Raw genomic sequence first — 2,691 nt, 5'->3', positions numbered from 1 at the left:
AGGAACAGAAACAACAGAAATTAAATTAAGTAAATAATTAAAAATAAGCCCCTCTCGATTGAGAAGGGCTTTATTTATCATCTGTTTTCTTTTTCAATTTCCTGAAGCTTACCTTCAAGGGCTTTTATTCCAGCTGTATTTGATCCTATTAACTTTAAAAAGTTGCTTCGTAAACGGTTAACAATGATTGCTGCCTCTTCCCGTGTTAAATTATCCCCTGGCCGCGTACCGTCAAAATAACCATTTGCTTGGGCTTCTTTCCAACTGGCTGCTGCCCAATCGCTAACTTCATTTACATCTCTTTCTGCCACTTTAAAAACCTCCTTTTCAAATCCCTTTCCAGCAATAACATCTTTATAATTCCACGTATCCCCAGGGCAGTTTTTCCATGAGTAGCCTGGGCATTCCTGATGGCCAATTGTATATTTCATGTTAGGCAGAACTTCATAAGATCATGCACAGACTCTTTATGTTAATTCAGGGTACGAGACTATATTAAAGCCCACTATTCTTGATAATAAAATTGCAATACTATATCAGGATATGAGGTTTCTTTGTCGATATAAAAAGGCTTCATGCTAGCTTTTTTATTTTCTTCAAGAAATTTGATCATATAATTGAATTTAGAAAGATGTTAACGCCTCCTTTTTGGTGAATTGTTTTAATAAACAACCCTTCGAGTCTAAAAACCCCCTTAAATTACCATAAATAAACACCATTAAAAAGAGAGATATTATTTTTCGTAAGCATCAAATAAAAAAGGAAGAAGGAATTTAAAATGACAGTAATAAACGATGTCAAGACAGCAGTAGCAGGATTAAAAAGTGCGCAGGCTAGCTTCGAAACATTTGCTCTTAGTACAGAAAATCAACAAGCAAAGCAACTTTACCAAGATGCTGCTAAACAAACCCAATCGGTTGTAAACAGCATTGAACCACGTGTTCAACAAATAGAACAAGAAGAACCTCAATACAAACAACAATAATGAGTAAGATAAAAAAGGTTGGTTGGGAGGCCAACCTTTTTTAATTCCTTTAAATAATGGGAAAAACGGAGATGGTTTCATGAAAGACAAAATAACCAAAATAAAACTCATTTGATGCTTGTTTTAATGCTTCTGAAGCAAGAGTAGTATTAGCAGCAGATTGTTCAATCGCTGAAGTTATCATATCTTTTACAATAGAAGAGGCTGCCTCTGCTTGTTTTAATTTATTAGTATCAATTTGATTAGCCATGCTACTTCCTCCTGTTTGTGGTTTAGTACAAAAGATAGAATGCCTCGAATAAATTGTTTTATCCTCAATTCTAAATAGCAATTATTCCTTTGGATAGACAATTATTGAGATTCCTTTCGTTTTAAAATTAAGCCAAAATATTACTAAAATAAATCTCCTGTAGCTAGGCTCTCCTTTTTCTGTAATAGGATGCTTTTCTAAAACTGACTCAGCTTATCCCTTAAATGAATAATTACATAGTCATTAGTGTTGCATAAATAATGTCATAATTTTCAGTTTAATTATTGTTTCTATTTAGAGCCAAAAAGGTAAATGCCTAATTAAAGGTGGTTCTGTCCATTTGGAAATTTATTTACAATTAGACCTGTGCGACGACAACAAATTCGCTTATCAAGGGATGGCTTTTCCTTCAATCTTTCGAAGCCAGATATGCGCTGGTTTCCACAATGCAACCCTCAAATAACGGCTAATTTGTAAAGTTTTTCGCTTACTTCTTGTTTCAATTTGTACAAGTACATGTAGGCAAAAAACAATAAGCGCGATAAATACTTGATTTTGAATCGCCCATTCGCTCTGACCGTAGAACTTTTTGATGCTGAGATGTTGTTTGATCCATTTGAAAAACAATTCAATTGCCCAGCGTGATTTGTACATTTCTGAAATTTCATCTGCACCTAAATCAAACCTATTGGTGATTAAATGGAGCTCATTACCTTTTGAATCCAAGACCTTTAGCAGGCGAAAATAATTTTCAGCACGGTTTTGTGTCGTACCAATCAACACCATTTGATCCAATAAAACAGACGTATTTTCAGGTAGTTTAAAGTTGTAAACTTCACGTATTACAGCGTTTTTCCGTAGCCTTGAAAGAAAAAAGTAGCCATCATCGGTCATACGGTCAAAACGTTCATAATCTAGGTAACCACGGTCAAACACATACATGCATTCTTTGTCATCTACCATGATTTCGAGCTGGTCACGGTCATGTTCTTTGGCAGTTGTCATAACGGCTTTTTCAGGGTAGGAAATTCCTTTTTCCATAAACACAAGACGCAGATGTAACTTCACTCCAGCCTTTGTTTTGCGGAAATTTGCCCATTTATGATTCGTCAAATTGAGTGGCAATGTGCTTGAATCTATGATTTTTAACGGCATCACAAGGTTGGTGTAGTGCGTTTTGACATGAATTTGGGACACTAAATCAAGAAAAAGCCTTTGAAATAGATCAGGATTCATACCGTTTAGACGACGTGACAGCTGAGAAATACTAATAGAATCAAGGTCAATTCCCTTTTGAAGCTGGTCATCGAAAAGACAATCGCCTAGGGCATGAAGGCTTTCAACTTCTTGTAGCTGCGCAAAAAGCAGTAATTTTAAGAACGACTCTGTCGTTAATTTTTTCGTATAGTAATCTAATTTCATCATTTTCACCTGTTCCTCAAATAATTGAAGATTT

At 35.2% G+C, this 2,691-nt stretch carries 4 protein-coding genes; 1 reads left to right on the top strand and 3 read right to left on the bottom strand.

The features are described from left to right. Positions 1 to 77: 77 nt before the first annotated feature. Positions 78 to 311, bottom strand: coding sequence for a hypothetical protein (locus BFI01S_RS21495; protein ID WP_142753051.1), 234 nt, complete (start codon positions 309 to 311; stop codon positions 78 to 80). A 467-nt stretch (positions 312 to 778) separates the two neighbouring features. Between BFI01S_RS21495 and BFI01S_RS21490 the strand changes: the two genes are divergently transcribed. Further along, a complete protein-coding gene (locus BFI01S_RS21490) occupies positions 779 to 985 on the top strand; it encodes a DUF1657 domain-containing protein (RefSeq protein ID WP_061794392.1) in 207 nt (68 codons plus the stop codon). Between the two features lie 49 nt (positions 986 to 1,034). Here the strand turns inward: BFI01S_RS21490 and BFI01S_RS21485 are convergent, their stop codons facing one another. Together BFI01S_RS21485 and BFI01S_RS21480 are read right to left on the bottom strand one after the other, a co-directional pair. After that, a complete protein-coding gene (locus BFI01S_RS21485) occupies positions 1,035 to 1,235 on the bottom strand; it encodes a hypothetical protein (RefSeq protein WP_061794391.1) in 201 nt (66 codons plus the stop codon). Between the two features lie 390 nt (positions 1,236 to 1,625). Further along, the coding region (locus BFI01S_RS21480) for an IS4 family transposase (RefSeq protein WP_061794390.1) at positions 1,626 to 2,691 on the bottom strand (1,066 nt) is incomplete at its 5' end.

Source organism: Cytobacillus firmus NBRC 15306, from assembly GCF_001591465.1.
In the GTDB taxonomy this organism is placed as follows: Bacteria; Bacillota; Bacilli; order Bacillales; family Cytobacillaceae; genus Cytobacillus; species Cytobacillus firmus.
This window is presented reverse-complemented; position numbering and strand designations above follow the sequence as displayed.